Source organism: Micromonospora sp. KC721, from assembly GCF_004348355.1.
Taxonomy (GTDB): domain Bacteria; phylum Actinomycetota; class Actinomycetes; order Mycobacteriales; family Micromonosporaceae; genus Micromonospora.
Window position 1 is genome coordinate 1 of sequence record NZ_SMJY01000271.1, and the last position, 6,471, is coordinate 6,471.

Annotated in this window: 6 protein-coding genes and 1 pseudogene; all 7 read left to right on the plus strand. The window is 70.3% G+C overall.

The genetic code is table 11. From position 1 onward, the window contains the following. Positions 1 to 1,467 (plus strand): annotated as a pseudogene (locus E1182_RS31375) (DNA polymerase III subunit gamma and tau); the annotation flags it as partial. A 109-nt stretch (positions 1,468 to 1,576) separates the two neighbouring features. Then, the gene (locus E1182_RS28330) at positions 1,577 to 1,885 is read left to right on the plus strand and encodes a YbaB/EbfC family nucleoid-associated protein (RefSeq protein ID WP_243706466.1); all 309 of its coding nucleotides are present in this window, start codon (positions 1,577 to 1,579) and stop codon (positions 1,883 to 1,885) included. An 8-nt stretch (positions 1,886 to 1,893) separates the two neighbouring features. Next, entirely contained in the window at positions 1,894 to 2,487 is a 594-nt protein-coding gene (gene recR, locus E1182_RS28335; RefSeq protein WP_132270796.1) for a recombination mediator RecR, read from the plus strand. A 698-nt stretch (positions 2,488 to 3,185) separates the two neighbouring features. After that, a complete protein-coding gene (locus E1182_RS28340; RefSeq protein WP_132270797.1) occupies positions 3,186 to 3,410 on the plus strand; it encodes a hypothetical protein in 225 nt (74 codons plus the stop codon). Next, positions 3,367 to 3,954: a hypothetical protein gene (locus E1182_RS28345; RefSeq protein WP_132270798.1), complete on the plus strand. Its 588-nt coding sequence runs from the start codon at positions 3,367 to 3,369 to the stop codon at positions 3,952 to 3,954. Before E1182_RS28340 ends, E1182_RS28345 begins: the two co-directional genes overlap by 44 nt. 87 nt (positions 3,955 to 4,041) lie before the next feature. Then, entirely contained in the window at positions 4,042 to 4,476 is a 435-nt protein-coding gene (locus E1182_RS28350) for a hypothetical protein (RefSeq protein WP_132270799.1), read from the plus strand. 238 nt (positions 4,477 to 4,714) lie between these two features. Beyond that, on the plus strand, positions 4,715 to 6,471 hold a 1,757-nt coding region (locus E1182_RS28355), incomplete at its 3' end, for an ABC transporter substrate-binding protein (RefSeq protein WP_243706467.1).

Consider the following 6,471-nt stretch of genomic DNA (forward strand, 5'->3'; position numbering starts at 1 on the left):
CCCCACCCGGAGACCGCCGGCACGCCGGCGGCTGCCGCCACCCCGTCCGGGCTGGCCGCCGCGCGCGCGGCGGCTGCCGAATCCCGTCCCGCGTCGGGTGCCGACCCGTCTCCGGACGGATCCGCCCCGGTGGTCGATGCTCCCGCCCGCCGTCCCGTGCCGGCCTCGGCGGTGCTGCCCGACCCGGCCACCCCGGAGCCGCCCCGTCCGGGTTCGGCCGCGCCGGGCGCGCTGGACGCCGTCGCGGTACGCCGGGTCTGGCCGGAGGTGGTCGGCAAGGTCAACCGGAGCAACAAGCGGATCGCCGCGTTGATGCGTGACGCCGTGGTCCGTGACCTGGACGGCGACGCGCTGGTGTTGACGGTGAAGTCGTCGGTGCTGGCCAAGATGATGTCCGACCACGCCCAGGTGTTGACCGACGCGCTCTACGAGGAACTTGGCGGCCGGTGGCAGATCCGCTGCGAGGTGGCCGGCGAGCGGGGCGGGGTGTCGCTCGGCGGCCCGGCCCGTCCGGCGTCTCCGGCCCGGCCGGCTGACTCGCCCCGGCCGGCCGACCCGGCCGGCGACGGCCTGCCGAACTCGGGCGGTCCGGCGGGCACCCCGGGTGCCGGCTCGGCCGGTGGCGTGGGCACCCCGGGTGCCGGCCCGGTCGGCGGTGCGGGTGGGTCCGGCGCCGGTTTGGCAGGGCCCGGCACCGCGTCCGGTCAGCCGACCGGCTCCGGCGGCACCGCGACGTCTTCCGCCGGCAGTCGGACGACCTCTGCCGGCGGTGACCCGCGCGCCCACAGCACCGGCCACCGGTTCCCCGGTCCGCCGGCGGCCGATGCCCCCGGTGTCGCCGATGACGAGGAGTGGCCCGAACCGGCACGTCCCGGTGGCGGGGACGACTGGCCGGAGGCGGCCCGCCCCGGTGGCACGGCGGTGGCCGCCGACCGGACAGCGGTGGCAGCCGGTGGCCCGACGGTGGGCCCTCGGGGCGCTGCGACCGGAGCGGCGGTGGCCGACGACCGGCCGGAGGTGACCCGGCCGCCCGCCACGACCGCGCCGGCCGTAGCGAAGCCGGCGGCAGCCGCGCCGGCCTCGGCCGTACCGAAACCGGCAGCGCCGGCGACGACGCCGCCACCGGCCTCCGGTGCCCCGGTGAACAGGGCGATCGCGGCGGCCCGGGCGGCCGCCGCGGCGGCGGCAGCCAACAAGGGCCAGCGGCCCACGCAGGCCGGGCGGCGGACCGCTGACGCGGACTGGGCCGGTGAGCCGCCCTACGACCCGGACTACGACGGGCCGCTGCGCGGGGGTGGCCGTCCCGAGCCGGCGGCCCCGGCGTACGAGGGGTTCGACCCGGGTGACGAGCCGCTGGACGACGTGATCGACGAGCGGACCGCCCGGCAGTCCAGCGAGGAGCAGGCGGTGGCGTTGCTCCGGGAGGCGTTCGGCGCCGAGCGGATCGACGAGGTCGACGCGCGCTGAGGCGCGTGCCGGTCGACGATGACGGGTGCCGCCCCCCGGCTAGGCTGGGCGCGGCCGAGCAGACGAGTGCGAGAGGGAGTCATCCGTGCGCCCAGGTGGACAGCCGAACATGCAGCAGATGCTGAAGCAGGCGCAGAAGATGCAGCAGCAGATCGCCAAGGCCCAGGCCGAGCTGGCCGAGGCGGAGCTGACCGGCACCGCCGGCGGTGGCCTGGTCACCGCGACCGTCTCCGGCGCCGGTGAGATCAAGGCCATCAGGATCGATCCGAAGGCGGTCGACCCGGAGGACGTCGAGACCCTGGAGGATCTGGTGCTCGCCGCCCTGCACAACGCCGCCGAGGCGGCCCGGGAGCTGACCGAGAAGAAGATGGGCCCGGTCGCGGGCGGCATGGGCGGCCTCGGCCTGCCCGGGTTCTGAGTCGCCAGATGTACGAGGGCGCCATCCAGGATCTGATCGACGAGCTGGGCCGCTTGCCGGGTGTCGGCCCGAAGAGCGCCCAGCGGATCGCGTTCCACGTCCTGTCGGCCGATCCGGCCGACGTCAACCGGCTGGCCGGCGCGCTGCGCAAGGTCAAGGATCTGGTTCGGTTCTGCACCACCTGCTACAACGTCGCCGAGTCGGAGCAGTGCCGGATCTGCCGGGATCCGCGTCGTACCGACGAGGTCCTCTGCGTGGTCGAGGAGCCGAAGGACGTGGTGGCGATCGAGCGGACCGGTGAGTTCCGGGGGCGCTACCACGTGCTCGGTGGAGCGATCAATCCGCTGGAGGGGATCGGGCCGGACAACCTGCGGGTCCGTGAGCTGATGGCGCGGCTCGGCAGTGGGACGGTCCGGGAGCTGATCCTGGCCACCGACCCCAACACCGAGGGGGAGGCGACCGCGACGTACCTGGCGCTGATGGTCAAGCCGATGGGGATCGCGGTGACCCGGCTCGCCAGTGGACTGCCGGTCGGCGGCGACCTGGAGTACGCCGACGAGATCACCCTCGGCCGCGCCTTCGAGGGGCGACGCGCGGTGTGAGCCACGGTTAGGCGATGGGCGGATGATGCTCTGGCGATGGCGTTGTTGTGATGCGCGCGTCGATCCTGAGCCTCCCGCATCTTTCGCCGAAAGGGCCACCGTGCGTCGATTCCTGATCCCTCCGCGACGCTCGCCTCGCCCGCGCCACGCTCGGTGGCGCGACCGGCCGGTCCTGACCGTGTCCTTGATCCCGACCGGCGACTCGGTGCCTCCTGGCGCCGCTCATCGGACCGGGTCGTCGACTGGACGAAGACCGACTGCGGCTACGGCGTCGGCCAGGTGACCTCCGGAATGAAGAAGAGCGACACGAGCCAGTGGATTGCGGGAGTGCGGTGGGACCACACGAAGCAGAAGGCGGTGGCGCTGGACTACGCGACAAGCATCGCGGCCGGCCTACGCATTCTTCAGGACAAGTGGAATCAGACCTGTAGTGCGGGTCTGATCGCGAACGACGGCGACCCGAGATACATCGAGAACTGGTGGTTCGCCATCTGGGCGTACAACACCGGCTTCTACCGCCAGATTCCGGCGAGCCCGGCGGCGCCTTGGGGGGTGGGCTGGGTTAACAACCCCGCCAACCCGAACTACCCGGCAGACCGGAAGATGTTACTGACCGCGCCGCTGGACGTGCCGGACGCCAAACCACCGGTGGACGACGACATCGGTTGCGACAACCCTCCGGGACTACGGCGGAGCAGATGCGTAGCACGGCGACGCCGTACTACTGGCAAAGCTCGCCAAGCAGCATCGGCGACTACCACCGGGCGGCCGAGGGGCAGTTCCGGGAAATGTCCCAGATAGCGTCCGGCGCCCTGGATGGCAATACCACGCTGGTGTTGCTCTCGGCCGGTGGCAACGACGCGGGCTTCCCCCAGCACGATGACCCGGTGCGCCCTGGAGAACTGCGCCACTGCCAGCTATGAGGAGACGGTCCGACTACGGATCGACGATGCCCAGGTCGAGGTACGCCGACTGATCGACGCGGTGGCTGCCAGCGCGCCCAATGCCACCGTCATGCTGGTCGGCTATCCCCGGATCTTTGCCGATTATCACCAAGACTCGTGCGTGTTTGCCCGCTATACGGGTGCCGAGATGGACATGCTGAACCGGTTGGCCCTGCACATGCGAAACGCCCAGCGCGCGACCGCAGACGCGGCCCGGGTAGCCGGCAAGCGGGTGCAGTTCACCGACATGGTCGAGGGCATGCTTGATCACGGTACGTGTCGCAAGTACGACACCAACCACGACGTGCTTGTGCCGGACGACATCAATGGTGTGGTCGCCGGTCCCGCGGGGGAGGGCGACTTCCGGATGGTGGACGGCGACACCTACGCCACCTGCGTGGGCTGGATCGTCGCTGGGCTGAACGTCTGCATCAGCCGTGCCTCCTTCCATCCCAAGGACACCGGTGCGGTGACGTACTCCAGCGCGGTGACATCCCGGCTGTCCGCAGTGGGCTACAACTGAGTGGGATCTGGTGGGCCCGCGCGACGAGCGCGGGCCCACCAGGGTGCCCGGGGGAGATGGCCTGTGATGATGCGACGGCGGGGCTCAATGTCCTGGACGCCGGCGGTGCTGACTCTTTGGCTGCTGCTGGCCGGGGTGGGTGTCCTGGTGGCCATCGAGGTGGAGAGCCGGCGACTGGCGGCGGACAACCGGGCGGAGGAGGCGCGGGCCGAAGCCGCCCTGACCCGTGACGCGCACGCGTACGCGGACGCGGTGATCGCGGTCGGTGAGTTGGCGCCGACCGACGAGCGGCTGGCGGCGGTCGCTGGGGTCAACCGCGTGGAGGTGCGGGAGGTGCACCGTGCCCCGGCCCTGTCGGTGGTCGTCTACGGCACTGAGCGCTACGCCACGACGTTCGGCATGGCGACGATGCTGGCCTGCCATCGGGTGACTTTCAGGGACCTGGGTGCGGGGGCAGCTCGTGCGGCCGTCGAACGGCTGCCCATCTGTCCAGGGGCAGGTTCGCGACCCGCGCCTTCCTGATCTGACACCCATGGCCTTCCCAGGTAGGTATGACGTAACAGTTTGGCATCGTGGATGCTGGATCGTTCGGCGGGGAGTGGCTGTGGCCTTCGATCCATAGGCCAGCTGTTGGCTGGGATACGATTCGGTACCAACCGTCCACCGGGCAGTTTCCGCCGTGTCGACGTGAGGGCTATGGTCACCGCCATCGGTGACCACGTCACCACATTGACGTACCCCAAGGACGAGGTGAAGCACCATGCGTGCACCCAGGCCGAAGGCCGCCATCGCGGCCGTCGCGGTCGCGGCCCTCGCGGTAGCAGGCTGCGCCGAGAGCGACCGTGGAGACAGCAGCGGGAGCAAGAAGGACACCCTGGTGTTCGGCGTAGCCGGAGACCCGAAGGTGCTGGATCCGAGCTTCGCCAGCGACGGCGAGTCGCTGCGCGTGGCACGCCAGGTCTTCGAGACGCTGGTCCGTCCGGAGGAGGGCGGCACCAAGGTCACCCCCGGCCTGGCCGAGTCCTGGACCCCGGACGCCACCGGCACCACGTGGACCTTCAAGCTCCGCTCCGGCGTGAAGTTCCACGACGGCACCGACTTCAACGCCGAGGCCGTCTGCGCCAACTTCAACCGCTGGTACAACGCCAAGGGTCTCATGCAGAGCCCCGACGTGACCGCGTACTGGCAGGACGTCATGGGCGGCTTCGCCAAGAACGAGAACGCCGACCTGCCGCCGAGCCTCTTCAAGTCCTGCACGGCCAAGGACGCCACCACTGTCGACCTGGCCTTCACCCGGGTCACCAGCAAGATCCCGGCCGCGCTGATGCTGCCCTCGTTCGGTATGCACAGCCCCAAGGCGCTGCAGCAGTACGACGCCAGCAACGTGGGCGGCACCGCCGAGGACATCAAGTACCCGGCGTACGCCACGGCGCACCCGACCGGCACCGGCCCGTTCAAGTTCAAGTCCTGGGACGTCGCCAACAAGACGCTCACCATCGAGCGCAACGACGACTACCACGGCAACAAGGCCAAGCTGAAGACCATCATCTTCAAGACCATCTCGGACGAGAACGCGCGCAAGCAGGCGCTGCGCTCCGGCGACATCCAGGGGTACGACCTGGTCGGCCCGGCCGACGTCGAACCGCTGAAGAACGAGGGCTTCAACGTCCTCACCCGCCCGGCGTTCAACGTGCTCTACCTGGGGATCAACCAGAAGGGCAACCCGAAGCTGGCCGACCTCAAGGTCCGGCAGGCCATCGCGCACGCGCTGAACCGACAGGCGCTGGTCGACTCGAAGCTGCCCCCGGGCGCCAAGGTCGCGGTGAACTTCATGCCGGACACCGTCGAGGGCTGGAACGGCGACGTCACCAAGTACGACTACAACCCGGAGAAGGCCAAGCAGTTGCTGGCCGAGGCCGGCGCGTCGAACCTGACGCTGCGGTTCCACTACCCGACCGAGGTCACCCGGCCCTACATGCCGAACCCGAAGGACCTCTTCGAGCTGCTCTCGGCGGACCTCAAGGCGGTCGGCATCACGGTCCAGGCGATCCCGCTGAAGTGGAGCCCGGACTACCTCAACGCGACCACCTCCGGCACCAAGCACGACCTGCACTTCCTCGGCTGGACCGGTGACTACGGCGACGCCTACAACTTCATCGGCACCTTCTTCGACCGGCCGAAGGACGAGTGGGGCTTCACCAACAAGGCCCTGTTCGACCAGTTCAAGGACGCGGACAGCACGGCCGACATGGCGACCCGGGTGGAGAAGTACAAGGCCCTCAACAAGGCCGTCATGGACTTCCTGCCCGGCGTGCCGGTCTCGCACTCGCCGCCGGCGATCGTGTTCGGCAAGGACGTGACCGGTATCAAGGCCAGCCCGCTCACCGACGAGCGGTACGCCACCGCCGGTAAGAGCGCGCTGCGCTGGTCGCGTGGACTGCGGGCACTGCTCCTGCCCGACGTCGACGAGCAGACCGACGAAGAGATTGCGGCCGAAGAGGTCGGCGGCGACACCGT

Bases quoted from the DNA above. Each gene is read 5' to 3' on its own strand.
- E1182_RS28330 (WP_243706466.1), top strand. From the start codon at position 1,577: ATGCAGCAGATGCTGAAGCAGGCGCAGAAGATGCAGCAGCAGATCGCC.
- recR (WP_132270796.1), top strand. From the start codon at position 1,894: ATGTACGAGGGCGCCATCCAGGATCTGATCGACGAGCTGGGCCGCTTG.
- E1182_RS28340 (WP_132270797.1), top strand. From the start codon at position 3,186: ATGCGTAGCACGGCGACGCCGTACTACTGGCAAAGCTCGCCAAGCAGC.
- E1182_RS28345 (WP_132270798.1), top strand. From the start codon at position 3,367: ATGACCCGGTGCGCCCTGGAGAACTGCGCCACTGCCAGCTATGAGGAG.
- E1182_RS28350 (WP_132270799.1), top strand. From the start codon at position 4,042: ATGTCCTGGACGCCGGCGGTGCTGACTCTTTGGCTGCTGCTGGCCGGG.